Genomic DNA, 19,617 nt, shown 5'->3' with positions numbered 1-19,617 from the left:
ATAAAACAAAGTCAGCATTTTATCTAGTGTTGTGTAATTTAATTACTTAAAGAACATAAATTACTTTACGTTTTTATGTTTTAATTATATAATTTATATAATTAAAGAAGTTAATTACTAAAAGTAACAAAGAGAACATAAAAGCTTTACAAGATAAATGTATCGTCATATAATACTTTAAGCAAGTAAAGTTACTTACTTTTAGTAAGCTAATACATCAATTAAAAAAGATAAATGTAGTGAAGTGCTAGAAAAAATATTTGTTCATGTGAGAGATTGAGCACAATGTGAAAAGAGTAGATAAGTGAAAGACACATAAGAGGAGGAAATGACTGTGATTAACGAAAAAGTTGTTTCAATTTTAAAAGATAAAATTAATGTAGTAAAAAATGATGATCATTTTATTTATATAGTAGGACCTATCACGCTTCCGGTGAATCTAGATGGAGAGACACAAGTATTTAGTTGGTATTCATGGTTGCGTTCTGATAATGTAAAAGAAGGATCTTTAAGTACGGAAGAGCTTATTGAAAAAATGCAAGGAGCTAATTTAGCTGACATGCAGCAATCGAGTGTTCTTGTGTACGGAGATTTTCAAGAATCGCATGAGGCACTCATTCGTATGCACAGTATCTGCCATACGGGAGACATATTCGGAAGCAAACGCTGCGACTGTGGTTTTCAATTAAAACAATCGATGAAAATGATTGTCGAAAATGGAAGCGGAGCGCTATTTTATTTAGCAAATCATGAAGGACGCGGCATTGGCCTATTCAGCAAAGCAATGGCATACGTTCTTCAAGAAAACGGATTTGATACGGTAGAGGCGAATGAAGGGTTAGGATTTGAAGATGATACTCGCAGCTATAGTGATGCCATCAGCGTGTTAAAAGTGCTGCGCCAAAAACCGGTTACGCTGATTACCAATAATCCGAAAAAGCTAATCGCACTTGAGAAAAACGGCGCACTTTTATCAGGGCGCGTTCCACTTTGGGGAGATGTATCTCAGTTTAATGAAAAGTATCTAGACACCAAAGTTAAACGTTCAGGACACTTAAAAGAGGAGGTTCTTCTTTGATCAATCACGAATTTTATATGAATATAGCTTTACAAAACGCAAAAGCAACAAAAGGACAAACAGATCCAAATCCGCTTGTAGGATCTGTCATTGTAAACGATAATCGAATCGTTGGAATCGGTACGCATTTAAAAGCGGGAGAGCCTCACGCTGAAATTCATGCGCTGCGAATGGCTGGCGAACAAGCACAAGGAGCGACTGCTTATGTAACGTTAGAGCCTTGTTCACACCATGGACGTACAGGTCCTTGTGCTGAAGCGCTGGTTGAAGCCGGTGTAAAAAAAGTGGTCATAGCAACTTTAGACCCCAACCCTTTAGTAGCAGGTAATGGAGTTGAAATTTTAGAAAAAGCAGGCATTGAGGTCATAACAGGTGTATGTGAAGAAGAGTCACGTCAAATGAACGAAGTCTTCAATAAGTATATTGTAACGAAGAAGCCGTTTGTTTCGTTAAAGTCAGCGATTACGTTAGACGGTAAAATAGCTACTGCTTTTTCTCACAGCAAGTGGATTACGTCTGAGGCAGCTCGTTTGGATGTACATCAGCTTCGTCATGAAACGGCGGGTATCTTAGTAGGGGTGAACACGGTCATTAAGGACAACCCCGAGCTGACAACTCGCATCGAAGGCGGCCGAAGCCCGATTCGTATTGTGATGGATTCGAAGTTGCGTATGCCCCTTGATTCCAAGCTAGCAACGGATTCTTTAGCCCCAACATGGGTATTTACAAGTCAGGGCTATTCAAAAGGAAAAAAAGAACAGCTTGAGAAACAAGGCGTCGAAGTATTTGTCACAAGCGGTGAGGACAAAGTAAATCTTGAAGATATGCTTTCTATACTAGGTGAGAAATTTGTGTCGTCTCTTTTAATTGAAGGAGGCGGCGAAGTGAATGCCGCATTTCTAGAAAATCGTTTAATTGATAAATTGGTGCTGTATATGGCTCCAAAGCTGTCAGGAGGAAAAGAAGCTCCTACTTTTCTAGAAGGAAAAGGCGTAGAAAAGATGTGGGATGCAGTGGACGTGGAGCGTCTTTCTGTTATTTCAATCGGTAAAGACTTTAAATTTGTTGGATATCCTGTTTATAAATGAAAAATGTAAATGAGGCTGGAACAAAAATATGTTAGTTGAAGGAAAATCCGAACGATTTATCGTTCGGATTTTTTAGAGAAGAAAAATAATACACTATTTTACTCTTATAGATTAATTTGCTATTATAGGGAATGGTCAATTTCGAAACATTGCATAAATTTTTAACGTGTTTACAGTTGACTATCTAAATAAAAGCACTATATGTTTATAGAGAGAATATATTATGTGAAAGTAAGGGTGAGAAAAGAGATGAGAGAGTATAGAATTGGGAGTGTTATGAGAGACCTTCGCAAAATGGCAGGGTTGACACAACAAGAATTATCAAGAGACATTTGTACACAAGCGCAAATCAGCAAAATTGAAAATGGTGAAGAATATCCATCAAGCATTACCCTCTATAAAATTTCTAAGCGCCTTGGCGTAGATGTTAACTACTTTTTTGATAGTGTAGAATCACCTCGACTTGATTACGTAGATGCGGTTCAATCGTTAATTCGTCAATATATTCGTCAGAGAGATTATGATGCTATTCATAATATCATTGTAAAAGAAAAAGAAAGTCCCCTGTTTCAAAATCCGCTGAACAAGCAATTTTTAATGTGGCACGAGGGTATTTGCGTGTATTACATTCATCATAATAAAGAAGATGCGCTGTCTAAAATGTACCAAGCGATCGAGCTTACTAAGCAATCGGCAACGTTTTATAAAGAAAGAGAAATTGAAATTTTAAATAGCATTGGGATTATTCTTTATGAAGAGAAAGAGTATGAACAGGCTCTAGATACATATCAAACAGCACTCAAAAGCTTAAATGAGCTGCCCCAAACAAAAGACGAAAATATAAAAATTAGAATTTTAAATGCACTTGCCAAAACGCTTGGAGATATGAGTAACTATGATGAATCATTGATATATAGCAACCGAGGAATCGATTTGTGCATTAGTAATGAATCAATGTATTTATTTGGAGAACTTCATTACCAAGCAGGAGAGAGCTTAATCAAATTAGGTAAAATTGAACAAGGTAAAGAATATATGGAAAAGTCTATGACCATTTTCACCTTGCAGCGAAACGAGCGATTCGTCAAGCTAGTAGAAAAAGAACTTGAAGCTCTATTTGTTTAAAATATTCCTATCATTATAATTTTTGAGAAATTTCTATCAAAATGGAGGAAATCCATGGTTTTAAGGTGATAAATGCTGATAGAAAGGAATTCATCTACTTTTATCCTGTGATACACTAGAGTCAAATCAAAGAAAGAGGAGGAAATAATTATGAAAAAAGTATTAGTCGGTATGGCATTAGCGTTTACATTAGTAGCAGGTGTTGCTTCAGTTGGAACAAGCGTAGCAACAGGAGATTTTTCAACATTAGGTCTTCCAAGCCAACATTAATAAAAAAAGCCGTGCTAAAAAGCACGGCTTTTTTTATTGTGTTTTACTAGACTGATCTTTGTTGCGTTTGTTTCCCTTTGAATTATCCCCGCTTGAAATTTCTTCACCCATTTCAACAAGGTGGTGCTGCGTTTTTGGATTACTTTGATTAGCGCTTCCTTTGTTATTCTTTTTTGTCATATCCATTCTCCTTTAAAACGATGGCAATGCATCGAGATTATTTGTTTTGTCATGGTCAGGAATGCTGCGAATATACGTACCGCCGTCTTTCCCTACAAAGGTACTCACATGCTCAACGTCCCCAGCTTCTACTTTCTTTAACGCTTCTTCATAGGTTAAAACGTCTCCTGAAGCCGTTTGGAATTCTAAGAGGTCACCGTCTGCATTTTTACGTACTGCAACGAAACGTTCTTTCATACAAATAAACACCTTCCTTTACATCTATATGGTTGCTGAAATAGTCGTTTTTATTCATTATAAAAAGTGATAAGGTAAAGAAAAGAGTGCAAAGGGGATAAAAAATGACAACATTTAATTGGCATGATCAAGCTCAAGACGAGTGGAACCAAAAAGTATCATTTTGGAATAGTCGAAGTGAAGAAATGTGGAAAAACGGAAGTCGGAAAACAGTGATTCCATTTGTTCAAAAACATCTTAAATCAGGTGGTATAGTGGCAGACGTGGGCTGCGGTGATGGGTTTGGGACATCTCTTCTAGCTGCTTCTGGATACAAAACAATCGGTCTTGATTTATCGGAAGAAATGATTCAAAAAGCATCGCAGCTGCATAAAAGTGAAAATTTGTCGTTCGCTCAAGCTGATATTATGAAGCTCCCGCTGTCTTCTGAATCAGTAGAAGGGGTTATGGTAATCAATGCGTTAGAATGGACTGAGCATCCTCGATTAGCTTTGAAGGAATTGTACCGAGTTGTAAAACCAGGAGGATATGCATGCGTAGGTATTCTTGGGCCAACTGCTCAGCCTCGTACCAACAGTTATCAAAGACTATATGGGGAAGACGTTATTTGCAATACGATGATGCCGTGGGAGTTTGAACAGCTTGCAAAAGAAAATGGATGGGAAGTAATCGATGGCGAAGGTGTATATAAGCGAAATGTTACTGATAAGCTGATTGGACAGCTCCCAAATGAATTAAAGCAAGCCTTAACGTTTCTATGGCTATTTATGCTCAAGAAACAATAAAAACAGCACGCGTCTCCTTATATGTAGCTGTACAAAGGGTACACTACAAACTGGAGGTGAGTGACATGAGTAAAATTAAAAAAGACCGCTCAAAATCAGAGCTAGGTTCACCAAATGTAGAAGGACAAGGGACGACCACTTCTGAACAAGGTGTTCAAAGCAGTTCAGCTAACAAAAAGCAGAAGCGTTCATAACAAAAATAAAACGAACTTGCAGGGAGAACAACGAGCTCACTGCAAGTTCGTTTTATTTACGGTGTCATCTTTATAAGTAAGAAAGTATTGTCTGCAAGATTGCAGATAGCTTATAATAAAATCTGAGCCAATAATTGTAATTTTCTACAAGCTTGGTTTCCATTCGATGTAAAGCGGAGGTGTAATAAATGGTGAATAAAAGATATTTACCGGATACTGCAGCGTCTCATGCAAAGCCTGATATTAGAGAGGCGATACTTTGCATGGGGTGGACGGTTTAGTAATAGACATCGCCTAACCGAGCATATCTCATTTCTAATATATACGGCTTTGCCCCTTATTGTATAAGCAAAATCACATAAGGAGCTGGCAGAAATGACGTATGTAAAAGCAACAAATATTTTACCTGAAGAGCTGATTAGTGAAATTCAAAAATATATTCAAGGAGAAACCATTTATATTCCGAAGCCGCAGAAGGCAAGGAAGAAATGGGGCACTTGCTCTGGTGGAAGAAAGTTGATTGACGAGCGAAACGAACAGATTAAGACGTTGTTCAAAAAAGGAGCTTCAATCGAGGAGCTAGCCCGTGAATACTTCTTATCAACCGAAACCATCAAAAAAATTGTATATAAAAAGCAACGGTAAAAATCAAGCGCGGGCGACTGAATGCCCGCGCTTTTTTAGGTATAGTTTATTTCTGATTTATTTTTTACATTTCGTAAAAGGAATCCATACGGTAAAGTAAAAAGTAGCTGATTACCTGAAGAAGGAGTGAAGAACGTGGAAGCGTTTATAAGAAATGATCAATATAACTTTATCAAAAGCCAAACGCAAATTCTTATCAATGGGTATGGAACAGTGAACAATTCCGATGTGCTGCAGGCTTTAAAAGCTCTTGCAAAAGAAAAAGTATTAAACGCGTTTGGAGTTCTTACTGAGGAACAGGAAGAGTTATTGCTACCGGTTGCTGAAGTTAAAAATAAAGAACAAGCAGAGGTGTTTTTAGAAACGATAAAGCCTTACGTGATTTCATTTAAATCGTTTACAGAAGCTGGCGTGAAAAAATTGTTTCCGAAAGTGAAAAAGTTAAAGATTCCTTCAGTTGATACCATTGATCTAGGGAGCATTTCATATGTTAGCTGGGTCGATAAAGGCTCAAACAAAAAGTTTATCGTAGCGCAGGATCTCTATACTCAGAAGCTAAAAGGTATTCAAGGAACATTTAAGCCTATCAACCAGAAGGGAATATGCACACTTTGCCACAGCTACGAGGAAGTCGGTATGTTCACTGCTGAAATCAAAGGAACTGTTCAAGGAACATTTACCCAACGAGGAAATTATATTTGTCAAGATAGCGAAGCGTGTAATCAAAACTTGCTTACCTTAGATCGGCTTCATGATTTTATGTTGAGGCTCAGTAAATAGCATGCGGCTAATAAGAAAAATACAAAAAAAGAAGGTTCAGTCTCTATACTTTTGGTGAGACTGAGCCTTCTTTATCTATCTGTTTTTCTCGATTGGATTGTCACGATAGCTAATCCAATCGCTCCAGCTGCCGGCATATAATTTTACATTTGGAAAACCGGCTGATTTTAAAGCCAAAACGTTAGGGCAAGCAGATACACCCGATCCGCAGTATACAATGATTTCAGCGTGAGAATCAATAGCTGAAAACATCTCCTTCCACTCTTTATCTGTTTTCCATAAACCTTCTGAAGTTAACACATCTTGCCAAAAAGAATGAATGGCGCCTGGAATATGTCCTGCTACAAAATCAATGGGTTCTTCTAAGCCGAGATATCTCTTTTTTTCACGAGAGTCGACAAGAACAACATTAGGATTATGAAGATTCTCTTTTACGTATTCAACTCCTGCAACTCCCCAATCTTGTTGAACGAAAGGTACAAAAGTTTGAGGAGAAGATGCTGGAACGCTCTTAGTTGTTTCATATCCCGATTGTTTCCAGTTATTAAAACCTCCATTTAAAATTTGTACGTATTCAATTCCTATATATCGCAGTAGCCACCATGCTCTTGAAGCCATCATTCCGTTTTGTTCATCATAAACGACGACTCTGGAATCAGCATTAATTCCTAAGTTGCCGAGCTTCTGAGCGAGCTTTTGAACATCGGGCAGCGGGTGTCTGCCTCCGTGAGAAGTAGCCACAGAGGACAAATCTTTTTCTAAATCCAAATAATGAGCATCCGGGAGGTGCTCATTTTGATAAGCATCTGCTCCTGCCTCAGGCTTTCCAAGGGTAAATCGGCAGTCAAGCAACACAATGGAGTGTTGGGGTTGCTGTAATGCAGTATGTAAGTCAGCCGGTGAAATAATAGTGTTCATAACATTCACATCCTTTTACCAAAATTCTAGTTGAAATAAATAAAAATGAAAAGCTTTAAATATAAATTACGGCAAAGGTATGCTGCTTTCCTTCAATTATTCCCCAGAGAATAATTGACCATTTTAGCGCTTATCTGATGCAGAGTGAAATGTTCCTGTGCTACAGTTATAGTAAGAGTTACATAGTATAAGTTAAATACTCAGCGTAATGTCATACTTACTATTGATGAGAAGGAGAGAGAAAGATGCAAACAAATGAAAAGAAAGAATTTAAACTGATTGCACTAGATATGGATGGAACCCTGCTGAACAATCAGCAAGAAGTTTCTGAAGAAAATCGTGCGGCCATTGCTAAAGCTCAAGAACAAGGTGTTCATGTGGTATTAAGCACGGGGCGATCTCTTTTAACATGCCGTGAATACGCGCAGTCTCTTCAGCTGTCTTCTTACCTTATTACAGTAAACGGAAGTGAAATTTGGGATGAATCTGGACAGCTTGTAGAACGAAAGTTAATTGATGCTTCACACATTGAGAAAATGTGGAATTTAACGCAAGAGCATAAGCTTAACTTCTGGGCTGTGACGACGGATAAAGTATGGAGAGATGAATTTCCAGAAGATATTGCTTCACAGGAATGGCTGAAGTTTGGCTACGATATTCCAGATGATGCTTTACGAGAAGAAGTGCTGAAACAAATAGCAGGCATTTCAGATTTTGAAATCAGCAACTCTAGTTTAACGAATCTAGAAATTAATGCACTTGGTATTAACAAAGCAAAAGGGATCATGACTGTATGTGAACGTTTGGGCATTTCAATGGATGAAGTCATTGCAATGGGAGACAGCTTAAATGATATGGCTATGATTGAAGCGGCAGGTTGTGGAATCGCCATGGGAAATGCTCAGGAAGCTGTAAAAGAAGCAGCGGACTGGGTGACAGATACAAATGTCAATAACGGAGTAGCGAAGGCTATCAGCCACTGGGTACTGAAATAACAGCAGCTCTACACAGCAGGCGGCACTGTTGCACCACTTAACTACTTTCCGCATAAACTGATACTGGATGCCTCCCTTAGAGTTCGTCTTATACGTATATATAAGGAGAAGCCATCTAGTTAAGGAGTGGGGAGTATGAGCGATTTATCATTAGACAAGCTGTTAAAAAAAGCAGAAAATAAGCTGCAGAATGTACATGAAATAGTGCAAGAAAAAGCGTACGAACTCATTAGGCAAGCATATAAAGAAAGTATATTTATTGTGATCACTGAAGGATTTAGATCGATAGAGCAGCAGGATAAACTATATTCACAAGGCCGAACAACACCAGGAAGTATCGTGACTAATGCCAAAGGCGGCTATTCTTATCATAATTATGGACTAGCTATTGATATTGCGCTGCTTGATAACAACGGAGAAGTTGACTGGACCATTGATCGAAGATGGAACAAAGCGGGAGAGGTAGGAAAAAGGATCGGGTTGGAATGGGGAGGAGATTGGAAAAGCTTAAAAGATTATCCTCATTTTCAATATACATTCGGTTTATCTTTGTCGCAGCTTCGAAGTGGAAAAAAACCTGAGAAACAGACGGAAAAGGTTTCAAGAGTGCTAATTGAATACGGAGATCGAGGAAATCAAGTACAGTTAATTCAACGTATGCTTATTCACTTAGGCTATTCTCTTTTTGGAGGAGCAGACGGTATATTCGGGTCTTCCACTCTCAAAGCGGTAAAAGCTTTTCAACAAGCACTTTATCTGCAGGTAGATGGAATAGTTGGACCGAAGACACTCGAAAAACTCTATAGCAATTTTAATAAAACTATGTTCTAAATAACCATAAAAATATGAGAACGAGAAAAGGAAGAAAAGAGATGGATGGAAATCGTCTCTTTTCTTCCTTTTCTGTAGTTATGGTAGAAAAACTGAAATTTATAAAGAAATAAAAAGGATTTTCTAAGCGTAAGAAACGTTCACGTGATCTAACTGGATAACATTGCTCAACAACACGATATCTTTATATATTTCACTTTTTACAGAGGCGTTTGAACAGTTTTGATAGTCTTTCAACAAGCGGCCAAGTTCTTTAATAAATAACAACGTCTCTTGTTCATTAATCATAGTCAAAACTCCTTGTTTAGAAATGAATCCAGGTCATTATATAGGAATTCTATCATATCTATACGCACCTGTTGACAAAAAAAGTTCGTCAATTTTTTTGTGAGAAGAAGAAATTTAGGGATATGTGGAATGCGTTCGACTCTCTCATTTTATACATATGCAGCTTGTCTAAAAATATGAGAGTAGTTATAGTAATATTTACTCCTAATTATGCAACTTAAAACCTATTTTAGAGGTTATCCTTAAATTCCCTTTATTGTAGAGCGATGGAACAAAAAAAGAATGCCTCATTTTGTATCTTTAGTATGATAACGTTTTGAAGAAATAGGGCATATCTTTGAGTTTTAAGATGGATTTGAATTAGATCTTTTGACACGCACTTTTTGTAGGAGAGGCATATTTACTTTCTATTAAGGTAAATCGTAAAGCTCCAACGAGTTTCTATATCAGAAACTCGTTGGAGCTTAATTTTTTGGATAAGGGATGTGCAATAGTTCTGGGACGGTCACAAAATGATATCCTTCTTGTTTAAGTCTAGGAATGATGGTATCCAGCGACTTTGGGGTGTTGGAAAGGTCCATGGTCCAATGGCCACCGTCGTGCATCAAAACAATTGTTCCAGCGTGCATGTTCTTAAATACATTCTTGGTGATTTCTGCTTCTGGGATTTGCTTCCAGTCTAATGAATCAGAAGACCAGTTAATCGCATAGACATTTTCATTTGGCAGCTCGCTGATCATTTCTTGCGTTAAATTTCCATAGGGAGGACGAAACAGCTGTGTTTCAAACCCGGTAATATTTTTAATAATAGCCTGAGTTTTGGCAATTTCCCAGTGAAACTTTTCAGTCGATTCTTTTAGTAAGTTGGGGTGCCAATAGGTATGAATCCCAACAGCATGACCTTCAGCTACCATTCTCTTCACCAGCTCAGGATGTTCATGAGCTTTTGCCCCGATAAGAAAAAAGGTTGCTTTAATACCATACTTTTTCAATTGATCCAATACATGTGGAGTAAAGCGCGGATCCGGTCCATCATCAAATGTTAGGGCGGTTTGCTTTAGGTGGTTATTACCTTGATAAAGCAAACGGTCACGCACAGCTACACTTTTTACTTGTTCCGCTTTACATAGTGCAGGAAGGGCTCCATTAAATAAGAAGCACAGTGTGAACAGCAGTATACTAATTCTCCGTATCATGTACATGCACGCTCCTCTCTAGGGCAAAGTATAACGTTATGATACCCGATTAAAAACTTTGTATGAAGCTGAATTTCCCTTTTGTGTCAAAACGTATGATATGCATGAAACAGCGCACTATAATAAACAGTTACTATTAGGTGAAGAAAGGAAAAAGCAGATGAAAAAAATAATGATTGCCGTAGCATTGATTTTTTCGCTAAGTTTATCTCCCTTAGCTGAATATATTTCCTATCAAGACGACTATAACGTAAGTGCAAGGTCGTATCGTTCGGGGAAGCGGTCGTTTAATAGACAGCCAAGCGTTAGACAAAATGAGCCGAGATCTAATTTTTCAAATCGCAGAAATGGAACTGTAAATCGAGGCGTTACCCGTTCAAAACGAGGAGGATTCGCTCGTGGACTGCTGTACGGCGGTCTGGCAGGGATGTTATTTGGCGGTTTGCTTGGTCATATGGGTGCACTGGGCGGGATTTTTGGGTTATTAATTAACATTTTGGCTATTGTACTTGTAATTAATTTAATTCTGCGTTTATTCCGCCCTTCTCGTCGCGACAATAATTGGAGATAGACCGTAATTGCTGTCATAAACTAGTAAGAAAGCTCCATATAAATAAGAAAACGCTTTCTATAGTTAATCGAAAGGATGAAACGTATGTCAGCAAACAGACAGCGCAGCAAATACCTGGCGTTTTGCACAGAATGCGGTCTCCCAAATAGGTTAACATTGTTTCTTTTAAGGCAATACGTTGCGACAGACGAATATAGCGGATTTTATTGTGGGAATTGCGGAATTCGAAACGAATTTCCAGATTCGGTCATTGAATATATTAAAGAGCTGTAAAACACAATCTCTTAGAAGATTGTGTTTTATTTATTTGATAAAACTATGTTCTAAATAATAATCGAAAAGAAAGCTAGCTGCTTACAAAAGAGAAATATAATCAATGCAAAAACGACAAATCCATATAAGGACTTGTCATTTTTTATGTTTGATATACGGCCACTCGGTTCTTTCATTCCCACAGATATGGAGTCTCTTGGTAAACATAATAGTTTAGCCAATTCATAAACAGCAGGTTGGCATGAGAACGCCATGTTTTTAAAGGGTTTTTGTCAGGATCATTGTTTGGGAAATAGTGTTCCGGAAGCTTTGGTTCTAGTCCTCTTTCTGTATCTCGAAGAAATTCTTCTTGCAATGTTTGAACGTCGTACTCTGGGTGGCCTGTCACGAAAACAAACTTTTCGTCTTTAGACATCGCCATATAAACACCAGCTTCTTCAGAGTAGGAAAGAAGCTCAAGGTCAGGATGATTTTTCACTTCATTCATGTCTACATCAGTGTGACGGGAATGAGGAGAATAAAAGACATCATCAAATCCTCGCAGGAGCTTAATCGGTTCTTCACTCGATACAACATGTGTAAATACACCCGTGCATTTATCAGAAAGAGGTCGCTTGTCAATGCCAAAGTGATGATAAAGTCCGGCTTGGGCTCCCCAACAGATATGAAGGGTAGAAGTCACATTTGTTTTACACCAATCCATAATTTCTTGAAGTTCTTTCCAGTAGTTTACTTCTTCAAATGGTATATGTTCTACAGGTGCTCCTGTAATAATCATTCCGTCATATTTTCGTTCTTTAATTTGTTCAAACGTTTTATAAAACTGATCTAGGTGATTTTTACTCGTTGTTTTTGCTTTATGGCTTGCCGTGTAAAGAAGTGTAATATGCACTTGCAGCGGTGAGTTCCCGAGTAAACGTAATAATTGCGTTTCAGCTTTTTCTTTTTCCGGCATTAAGTTTAGGATAACAATATTAAGCGGGCGAATTTCTTGGTTAACCGCGCGCACGTCGTCCATGATGAAAATTCTCTCTTTTTCTAAAATTTCTTTTGCCGGAAGATCACGTGGAATATTAATAGGCAATAAAATTCCTCCTATTCGATTTCGAAGTAATGACGCGTATAAATGTTCTTTCTCACGTGAAGATGAGGTTCAACATTTATGTACAATATACTATTATAGGAATATACAGAATATTAAGCAATTGAATTTTGAAAAAAAAGAGCATTAATATGCGTAATGGTTAAAATGAAATGGTACAATAAGGTTAAATTGGAGCGTTGCTATGCTTTTTTAGCATGACTGAAACTCAGTAAAATTTATAGAGTAGTCGTTCCTGTATTTATTAAACTTCATATCTCCCCCAGAAAACGGATTTTATCCTTTTTTGATGAAGTGTTTAAAAAGAATTCTCAGCAGAAAAGGGGTTTTTATATGACAACTAAGAAGCAAATAAAAAGTGATTTGCAAATTGCACAAGAGGCAACGATTAAACCGATTAAAGAGATTGCCGAGCAGCTCGATATTTCAGAGGCCGAGCTAGAGCCGTACGGACATTATAAAGCCAAGCTTTCTTTGTCCGTTATGGAACGTTTACACACAAAACAAGATGGAAAAGTGATTTTAGTTACAGCTATTAATCCAACTCCAGCAGGAGAAGGGAAGTCGACAGTGACGGTTGGCTTAGCTCAGGCATTACATAGATTAGGTAAAAAAGCGATTGTCGCCATGCGTGAACCTTCTCTTGGTCCGGTAATGGGAATTAAAGGAGGTGCCGCTGGAGGTGGCTATGCTCAAGTGCTACCAATGGAGGATATTAATTTACACTTTACTGGAGACCTGCATGCCATCACAACAACTAACAACGCGCTGGCAGCCATTTTAGATAACCATATACATCAAGGTAATGAACTGCGTATTGATACACGTAAAATTACGTGGAAACGAGTGGTGGATTTAAACGACCGTGCGCTGCGTCAGGTTGTCGTTGGATTAGGTGGTCCGATGCAAGGTGTTCCTCGAGAAGATGGATTTGATATTACCGTTGCATCAGAAATTATGGCTATTTTCTGCTTAGCGTCAGATTTACAAGACTTAAAGCGTCGCTTAGCGTCTATTGTGGTAGCTTATAACATAGACAATGAGCCTGTAACGGTTGCAGACTTAGGTGCACAAGGAGCGCTTACCCTTCTTTTAAAAGATGCGATTAAACCAAACCTTGTACAGACGTTGGAACATACTCCAGCCCTCATTCACGGAGGTCCTTTTGCTAACATTGCCCACGGCTGCAATAGCGTCATTGCAACAAAAATGGCTGCAAAACTAGGCGACTATGTAGTAACAGAAGCGGGATTTGGGGCAGATTTAGGCGCAGAAAAATTCCTGAACATTAAAGCTCGTATGGCAGATATTAAACCAGAAACGGTAGTAATCGTTGCCACAATTCGCGCTCTGAAAATGCATGGGGGTGTTCCTAAAGAGCGTTTAAATGAAGAAAACATTGAGGCTTTAGAAGCGGGAATTGAAAATCTTGAAAAACATATTGAAACGATTCAGGCATTCGGCGTTCCTTATGTGGTAGCCGTGAACCGTTTTGTAACAGATTCAAAAGGTGAAGTAGAAGCGCTTATGAATTGGTGCGCTTCAAAGAATGTTCCAGTTGCTTTAACAGAAGTATGGGAAAAAGGTGGAGAAGGCGGCGTCATGCTTGCTGAAAAAATTCTTGAAGTCATGAACGAGACAGAAAGTCAGTTTTCTCCTCTTTATGATGTGTCAGCTTCGATTCCAGAAAAAGTAGAAGCTATTGCTAAAACCGTATACGGAGCACAAGGCGTAGATTTTGCTCCAAAAGCGTTAAAGCAAATACAGCAATTTGAAGCAAACGGATGGGATCACCTGCCGATCTGTATGGCCAAAACGCAGTATTCGTTAAGTGACGATCAGACGAAGCTTGGACGACCAACAGATTTTAAGATTACGGTAAGGGAATTCCGTCCTTCACTCGGAGCTGGGTTTCTCGTTGCGCTAACAGGTTCAATTATGACAATGCCTGGACTTCCAAAAAAACCTGCTGCGCTCAATATGGATATTGACGAGAATGGACATGCACTAGGTATTTTTTAAGAGAAAAGCGATGCCTTGGCATCGCTTTTCTTATGAGATAAAACAAAATAACAGGTATGTTATGAATTAATTTGGCAAGAAAGAAGAAGAGCTGACTGTTCGTATTTTATAAAAAAAGGAAGTAGTTGAAATGTTTGATCCAATTGTATTTGATAATTTAAAAGTGGTTGTAGAAGGAGAGATCTATGATCTTGACTTATCTGGGCAAGTATCTGTTACAAATCGCGAAGATTTTGTAGACTTAGCTCAGTTTACTCGAACGTACCGCATTTCTTTTCAACAGCATTTTTGCTGTACCGCGTCGCTAACTTTATCAACCGACTTAGATAATATTCATGCGGAATTAACGCCTTCCCGTGTAGAAAAACCAGGTTGTACAGTTTATATTCATTTTCAGCTGAAAAAACAAAAACCGTTTGAAGAAGCTGAGTTTCAAAACATACAGGAAATGTGTGAAAGGATCTGGGGAACAACAAGAGTGGTTAAGCAGCGTATTACTCATGAAGTTGGAGGAAACGAATATGAAAACAATATTGCGGTAACCTTTAACCGATTCATTTACGAAGATCAAGTAGGAGATTTAATCGAAATGATTGATTATATGCTGCAAACGACTGATCAGCTAAAGGTTCTTTACGACAAATCATAAGAGCGTTTCAGTTGTACTTCAGAAATAAAGTGAATTACAATAGGGAAAAGGAGGCGTTTTAATGAGCGTGTATGAATACTCTGCAAAAACAATTAAAGACGAAGACGTATCACTATCTAACTATCAAGGTGACGTACTGTTGATTGTGAATACAGCTAGCAAATGCGGCTTCACCCCTCAATATAAAGATTTACAGGCGCTGTATGAAGAAGAAAAAGAAAACGGTCTAACGGTTCTAGGTTTTCCTTGCAATCAATTTGGTGGTCAAGAGCCAGGAAGTTCAAATGATATTGAACAATTTTGCGAGTTAAACTACGGCGTTTCGTTTCCAATGTTTGCAAAAGTAGATGTAAAAGGTGAGTATGCACATCCGTTATTTGCATACTTAACAGAACAAGCACCTGGCCTGCTAGGTTCTAAAGCGATAAAGTGGAATTTCACAAAGTTTTTAGTGAATCGTCAAGGTGAAGTCGTGAAGCGATACGCACCTCAAACTGCACCAAAAGATATTCAAAAAGATATAAAAGAATTGCTGTAAAAGCAGGTGGATCTCCATCTGTTTTTTATTTTTCAGCCAGGGTTTTCAAAGGGTGCTCAGCTGTCAGTGAGACGAGCGCCTTACTTTGTGCTAAAATAATGGTGGATATAATTGAGGTGAGCAAATGAACAAAATAGAAAAGACGGAAAAGTGGGTTCAAGCAAAGCTTGCGCATGACACGACGGGACATGACTGGCAGCATATCGATCGCGTGCGTCGAAATGCAGTGCTTTTATATAAAAAAGAAGGCGGCAACCGGGAAGTTATTGAACTAGCCGCGCTTTTACACGATGTGGTAGATGATAAGCTAGTGGAAGATGTTGAAAAAGCGTATGAAGAAGTGCGGGAGTGGCTGAAGAGTCAGCGCGTAGAAGAAGAGAACTGCAAGCATATCGTTCATATTTTACAAACGATGTCATTTAAAGGCGGAAACCGTCCGGCTATGGCCACGCTTGAAGGTCAAGTTGTTCAAGATGCAGATCGCTTAGATGCAATTGGTGCGATTGGTATCGCACGTACGTTTATGTATGCAGGTTCTAAAGGCACGGCTCTGTATGACGAAAACATTGCTGTACGAAGTGAGATGACAGAGGAAGAATACAGACACGGAAAATCAACGGCTATTGCTCATTTTTATGAAAAGTTGTTAAAGCTGACTGCGTTAATGAATACTCAAACAGCACGGTCTCTAGCGCAAGAGCGACATACATATATGAAAGAATTTTTAGTTCAATTTAAGAAAGAGTGGAATTATCATTATGAAAATGCTGACTGTTGAAAACTTAACAAAAACATATGGAGAAAAAGAGCTGTTTCATCAGCTAACGTTTACAATTACGGAAAATGAGCGAATCGGCTTAATTGGTGTAAACGGAACAGGAAAATCGACGCTTCTTAAAATTATCGCAGGTCTAGAGCTGGGAGATGAAGGGGATATTGTTCATGCTAAAGACTACAGCGTGACATATTTACCTCAGCATCCCGATTTTGATGAAGACTTAACGGTTTTAGAGCAAGTTTTCAGCGGAGATACGCCCCTTCTTAATTTATTAAAAAACTATGAGCTAGCTCTATATGCGTTAGAGCAAGATTCTGCAAACGAGAAGAACCAGCAGACACTGTATGATTTACAGCAGAAAATGGATGCGGTGAACGCGTGGGAAGCCAATTCTAACGCACAGTCGATCTTAACGAAGCTGGGAATTTCAAATATGAGTGCAAAAATCGGCGAACTTTCAGGTGGACAGAAAAAGCGCGTGTCAATTGCCCAAAGCCTAATTCAAACACCTGATTTATTAATTTTAGATGAGCCCACTAACCACTTGGATTATGAGACGGTTAAATGGCTCGAAGAATATTTATCCAAATATCAAGGAGCCGTATTGCTTGTTACTCATGATCGCTATTTCTTGGATGCTGTTACAAACCGAATTTTTGAATTAGACGGTGGAAATTTATATAGCTATAAAGGAAACTATGCTGCTTTTCTAGAAGGAAAAGCGATTCGAGAAGAGCAGGAAAAAGCAACTCAAGCAAAATTAAGCAACTTATATCGCAATGAATTGGCTTGGATTCGCCGAGGAGCAAAAGCGCGTACGACTAAACAAAAAGCGCGTATTCAGCGATTTGATGAATTAGAAGGAAAACTCGATTCTTCTGAAAAAGAATCATTGGATTTAAGTTTAGCAGGCAGCCGCCTTGGGAAAAAAGTGTTTGAATTAAAAGATGTGTCTAAGACGTATGAAAATAAAATCATTCTTTCAGACTTTACGCACATCGTGAAAAAACAAGACCGAATTGGAATTGTCGGTAAGAACGGAAGCGGAAAGTCTACCCTATTGAATATGATTGCAGGACGCATTGAGCCGGACAGCGGTGAAATTGACAGAGGACAAACGGTTAAAATTGCTTACTATACTCAAGAAAGCGATGATATGGACTTGAATCAACGCATGCTTGATTATATTAAAGAATCGGCAGAAGTTGTTCATACGACGGATGGGAAAATGATCTCTGCATCGCAAATGCTTGAGAGATTTCTATTTCCTTCACATACGCACGGAACACCGATTCAAAAGTTGTCCGGAGGAGAGCGCCGTCGTTTATATTTATTGAAATTGTTGATGACATCCCCAAATGTTTTACTGCTAGATGAGCCGACTAATGATTTGGATACTCAAACGCTAACGGTGCTTGAAGACTACCTCGAAGAATTTCCAGGTGTTGTTATCACGGTATCACATGATCGCTATTTCTTAGATAAAGTAGCAGATTACTTACTTGTCTTTGAAGGAGAAGGAAACATTTCGACTTATTTTGGCGCTTATACAGATCAATTAGAAGAAGCGGTGAAAAAGAAGCAGGCAATGGCTCAGCAGGCTAAAGTGAAAGAAGAAAAGCCAAAACAGCCGGAGAAAACGAAAAAGCGTCGCTTAACGTATAAAGAACAAAAAGAATGGGAAGAAATCGAAGATCATATTGCAGCAAAAGAAGAAGAAATTGAACGCTTAACAAGTGAAATTGAACAGGTGGGCAGCGATTATACAAAAGCGCATAACCTATCGTTAGAACAAGAAAAAGCAAATGAAGAATTAAATGCATTGCTTGATCGCTGGGCAGAGCTTTCAGAGCTGATTGAAGAAATTGAAAACGCGTAAACAAGTCGTTAGACTGAGTATAAGCCACATGCTACAATTTTAACGAGAGGAGTACGATACGATATGAACATTAAATCAATTGAGCCAACGCCAAGTCCGAATACAATGAAAATTAATTTAGACGAAGTGCTATCAGGCGGAAAAAGCAATAACTATACGGAAAAAAATGCTGAAGCAGCGCCTGAAGTTGTTCAAGACATCTTGAAAGTAGAAGGGGTAAAAGGAGTCTATCACGTAGCGGACTTCTTAGCAGTAGAGCGAAATGCTAAATATGACTGGAAGCAAATTTTGCCGCAAGTTCGTGCAGCGTTTGGTGAAGATTTGCAAAGCAGCAGCGAACAGCACAAAATGAATGAGCATTTTGGTGAGGTCAATGTGTCCGTTCAAATGTTCAAAAACGTACCAATGCAAGTTAAGCTAACGGATGGAAATGAAGAAAAGCGATTTGGTCTGCCTGAACGATTCGCAAAAGCGGTAGCAGAGCTTCAAAGCTTTTCAGATAATGTAGTGCTAGAACGGAAATGGAAAGAACAAGGCGTTCGTTACGGAGAGTTAGCGGCTATCGGAGACGAAGTAGTGGAAGAATTAGCAGCAGCATATCCGCAAGAAAGATTAACTCGCCTTGTAGCCAATGCACAAGAAGAAAAAGAAGGCGGAAAAACGGTACAGCCGCGTAAAACCTATAAAGTTACAGAAGAGATGCTAGAAGACAACGATTGGTCAGTGCGCTATGCCCATTTAGAACAAATGGATCCAACAGAAGCTGATTTAGACGTTTTAAATAAAGCGCTTGATGATGAAAAAGCATCTATTCGCCGCTTAGCTACGGTCTACTTAGGAATGATTGAATCAAAAGCGGTACTGCCTTATTTATACAAAGCATTAAAAGATAAATCAGTCACTGTGCGCCGTACTGCTGGAGACTGCATGTCGGATTTAGGTTTTGAAGAAGGTATTCCGGCAATGTGTGAAGCCCTTGGTGATAAAAATAAGCTTGTGCGCTGGCGTGCAGCGATGTATTTATACGAGGTAGGGGATGAGACGGCTCTTCCTGCATTAAAAGCAGCAGAGAATGACAAAGAATTTGAGGTAGATTTACAAATCAAGCTAGCGATTGAACGTATCGAAGGCGGAGAAGAAGCAAAAGGTTCTGTTTGGAAACAAATGACGGAAAGCAGAAAAGCATAAAAAAAGA

Annotated in this window: 23 protein-coding genes; 17 read left to right on the top strand and 6 right to left on the bottom strand. The window is 38.7% G+C overall.

Annotation, left to right across the window (positions count from 1 at the left end):
- The first annotated feature begins 334 nt into the window (after positions 1–334).
- From SCI76_RS04630 to SCI76_RS04620, 3 genes are all read left to right on the top strand, one after another.
- Positions 335–1,078: a GTP cyclohydrolase II gene (locus SCI76_RS04630; RefSeq protein ID WP_013056667.1), complete on the top strand. Its 744-nt coding sequence runs from the start codon at positions 335–337 to the stop codon at positions 1,076–1,078.
- On the top strand, positions 1,075–2,166 hold the full coding sequence (gene ribD, locus SCI76_RS04625; RefSeq protein WP_063247257.1) for a bifunctional diaminohydroxyphosphoribosylaminopyrimidine deaminase/5-amino-6-(5-phosphoribosylamino)uracil reductase RibD: 1,092 nt from the start codon (positions 1,075–1,077) through the stop codon (positions 2,164–2,166). The genes SCI76_RS04630 and ribD overlap by 4 nt, the downstream gene beginning before the upstream one ends.
- Before the next feature lie 249 nt (positions 2,167–2,415).
- Positions 2,416–3,291 (top strand): helix-turn-helix domain-containing protein, encoded by an 876-nt coding sequence (locus SCI76_RS04620; protein WP_014460489.1) that lies wholly within the window; start codon positions 2,416–2,418, stop codon positions 3,289–3,291.
- Between the two features lie 303 nt (positions 3,292–3,594).
- On the opposite strand, the gene SCI76_RS04615 is transcribed toward SCI76_RS04620, so the two are convergent.
- On the bottom strand, positions 3,595–3,741 hold the full coding sequence (locus SCI76_RS04615; RefSeq protein ID WP_013056671.1) for a hypothetical protein: 147 nt from the start codon (positions 3,739–3,741) through the stop codon (positions 3,595–3,597).
- A gap of 12 nt (positions 3,742–3,753) precedes the next feature.
- The gene (locus SCI76_RS04610) at positions 3,754–3,978 is read right to left on the bottom strand and encodes a DUF3892 domain-containing protein (RefSeq protein ID WP_013056672.1); all 225 of its coding nucleotides are present in this window, start codon (positions 3,976–3,978) and stop codon (positions 3,754–3,756) included.
- 104 nt (positions 3,979–4,082) lie between these two features.
- Here SCI76_RS04610 and SCI76_RS04605 point away from each other — a divergent pair, with 104 nt between their 5' ends.
- The 4 genes from SCI76_RS04605 to SCI76_RS04590 all read left to right on the top strand — a co-directional run bounded on the left by SCI76_RS04605 (position 4,083) and on the right by SCI76_RS04590 (position 6,382).
- Positions 4,083–4,763 (top strand): class I SAM-dependent methyltransferase, encoded by a 681-nt coding sequence (locus tag SCI76_RS04605; protein WP_028413664.1) that lies wholly within the window; start codon positions 4,083–4,085, stop codon positions 4,761–4,763.
- A 65-nt stretch (positions 4,764–4,828) separates the two neighbouring features.
- Entirely contained in the window at positions 4,829–4,957 is a 129-nt protein-coding gene (locus SCI76_RS04600; RefSeq protein ID WP_013056674.1) for a YuzL family protein, read from the top strand.
- Positions 4,958–5,323: 366 nt separating this feature from the next.
- The gene (locus tag SCI76_RS04595; RefSeq protein ID WP_285852074.1) at positions 5,324–5,602 is read left to right on the top strand and encodes a CD3324 family protein; all 279 of its coding nucleotides are present in this window, start codon (positions 5,324–5,326) and stop codon (positions 5,600–5,602) included.
- Between the two features lie 135 nt (positions 5,603–5,737).
- A complete protein-coding gene (locus tag SCI76_RS04590; protein WP_048021315.1) occupies positions 5,738–6,382 on the top strand; it encodes a FusB/FusC family EF-G-binding protein in 645 nt (214 codons plus the stop codon).
- A 75-nt stretch (positions 6,383–6,457) separates the two neighbouring features.
- Here SCI76_RS04590 and SCI76_RS04585 read toward each other — a convergent pair whose 3' ends face one another.
- Positions 6,458–7,300 carry a sulfurtransferase gene (locus SCI76_RS04585; RefSeq protein WP_063247259.1) on the bottom strand — a complete coding sequence of 281 codons (843 nt, stop codon included), beginning with the start codon at positions 7,298–7,300 and terminating at the stop codon, positions 6,458–6,460.
- Positions 7,301–7,545: 245 nt separating this feature from the next.
- Between SCI76_RS04585 and SCI76_RS04580 the strand changes: the two genes are divergently transcribed.
- Positions 7,546–8,295, top strand: a complete 750-nt coding sequence (locus SCI76_RS04580) for a Cof-type HAD-IIB family hydrolase (protein ID WP_048021311.1) — start codon at positions 7,546–7,548, stop codon at positions 8,293–8,295.
- A 135-nt stretch (positions 8,296–8,430) separates the two neighbouring features.
- Complete coding sequence (locus SCI76_RS04575) at positions 8,431–9,126, top strand: peptidoglycan-binding protein (RefSeq protein WP_063247261.1); 696 nt, start codon at positions 8,431–8,433, stop codon at positions 9,124–9,126.
- Between the two features lie 123 nt (positions 9,127–9,249).
- Here SCI76_RS04575 and SCI76_RS04570 read toward each other — a convergent pair whose 3' ends face one another.
- Both SCI76_RS04570 and SCI76_RS04565 read right to left on the bottom strand, forming a co-directional pair.
- A complete protein-coding gene (locus SCI76_RS04570) occupies positions 9,250–9,414 on the bottom strand; it encodes a hypothetical protein (protein ID WP_013056680.1) in 165 nt (54 codons plus the stop codon).
- Between the two features lie 464 nt (positions 9,415–9,878).
- The gene (locus SCI76_RS04565; protein ID WP_063247262.1) at positions 9,879–10,610 is read right to left on the bottom strand and encodes a polysaccharide deacetylase family protein; all 732 of its coding nucleotides are present in this window, start codon (positions 10,608–10,610) and stop codon (positions 9,879–9,881) included.
- Positions 10,611–10,770: 160 nt separating this feature from the next.
- Between SCI76_RS04565 and SCI76_RS04560 the strand changes: the two genes are divergently transcribed.
- Entirely contained in the window at positions 10,771–11,181 is a 411-nt protein-coding gene (locus SCI76_RS04560; RefSeq protein ID WP_048021305.1) for a hypothetical protein, read from the top strand.
- 84 nt (positions 11,182–11,265) lie between these two features.
- Positions 11,266–11,454 carry a hypothetical protein gene (locus SCI76_RS04555; protein ID WP_014460480.1) on the top strand — a complete coding sequence of 63 codons (189 nt, stop codon included), beginning with the start codon at positions 11,266–11,268 and terminating at the stop codon, positions 11,452–11,454.
- Positions 11,455–11,626: 172 nt separating this feature from the next.
- On the opposite strand, the gene metA is transcribed toward SCI76_RS04555, so the two are convergent.
- Positions 11,627–12,538: a homoserine O-succinyltransferase gene (gene metA, locus SCI76_RS04550; protein WP_025752026.1), complete on the bottom strand. Its 912-nt coding sequence runs from the start codon at positions 12,536–12,538 to the stop codon at positions 11,627–11,629.
- 351 nt (positions 12,539–12,889) lie between these two features.
- Between metA and SCI76_RS04545 the strand changes: the two genes are divergently transcribed.
- From SCI76_RS04545 to SCI76_RS04520, 6 genes are all read left to right on the top strand, one after another.
- Positions 12,890–14,578 carry a formate--tetrahydrofolate ligase gene (locus SCI76_RS04545; RefSeq protein ID WP_048021304.1) on the top strand — a complete coding sequence of 563 codons (1,689 nt, stop codon included), beginning with the start codon at positions 12,890–12,892 and terminating at the stop codon, positions 14,576–14,578.
- A gap of 130 nt (positions 14,579–14,708) precedes the next feature.
- Positions 14,709–15,227, top strand: a complete 519-nt coding sequence (locus tag SCI76_RS04540) for a hypothetical protein (RefSeq protein ID WP_063247264.1) — start codon at positions 14,709–14,711, stop codon at positions 15,225–15,227.
- Positions 15,228–15,288: 61 nt separating this feature from the next.
- A complete protein-coding gene (locus SCI76_RS04535; protein WP_243494557.1) occupies positions 15,289–15,765 on the top strand; it encodes a glutathione peroxidase in 477 nt (158 codons plus the stop codon).
- A 124-nt stretch (positions 15,766–15,889) separates the two neighbouring features.
- On the top strand, positions 15,890–16,543 hold the full coding sequence (locus SCI76_RS04530; protein WP_033578763.1) for an HD domain-containing protein: 654 nt from the start codon (positions 15,890–15,892) through the stop codon (positions 16,541–16,543).
- Positions 16,524–18,422 carry an ABC-F family ATP-binding cassette domain-containing protein gene (locus SCI76_RS04525; RefSeq protein ID WP_048021299.1) on the top strand — a complete coding sequence of 633 codons (1,899 nt, stop codon included), beginning with the start codon at positions 16,524–16,526 and terminating at the stop codon, positions 18,420–18,422. The genes SCI76_RS04530 and SCI76_RS04525 overlap by 20 nt, the downstream gene beginning before the upstream one ends.
- A 63-nt stretch (positions 18,423–18,485) precedes the next feature.
- Positions 18,486–19,610: a conserved virulence factor C family protein gene (locus SCI76_RS04520; RefSeq protein ID WP_034269350.1), complete on the top strand. Its 1,125-nt coding sequence runs from the start codon at positions 18,486–18,488 to the stop codon at positions 19,608–19,610.
- The last annotated feature ends 7 nt before the right edge of the window (positions 19,611–19,617 follow it).

This window comes from Priestia sp. HNGD-A6 (assembly GCF_045784335.1).
In the GTDB taxonomy this organism is placed as follows: Bacteria; Bacillota; Bacilli; order Bacillales; family Bacillaceae_H; genus Priestia; species Priestia zanthoxyli.
Note: the sequence above shows the minus strand (reverse complement) of the source record. Positions and strands in the feature narration are given on the sequence as shown.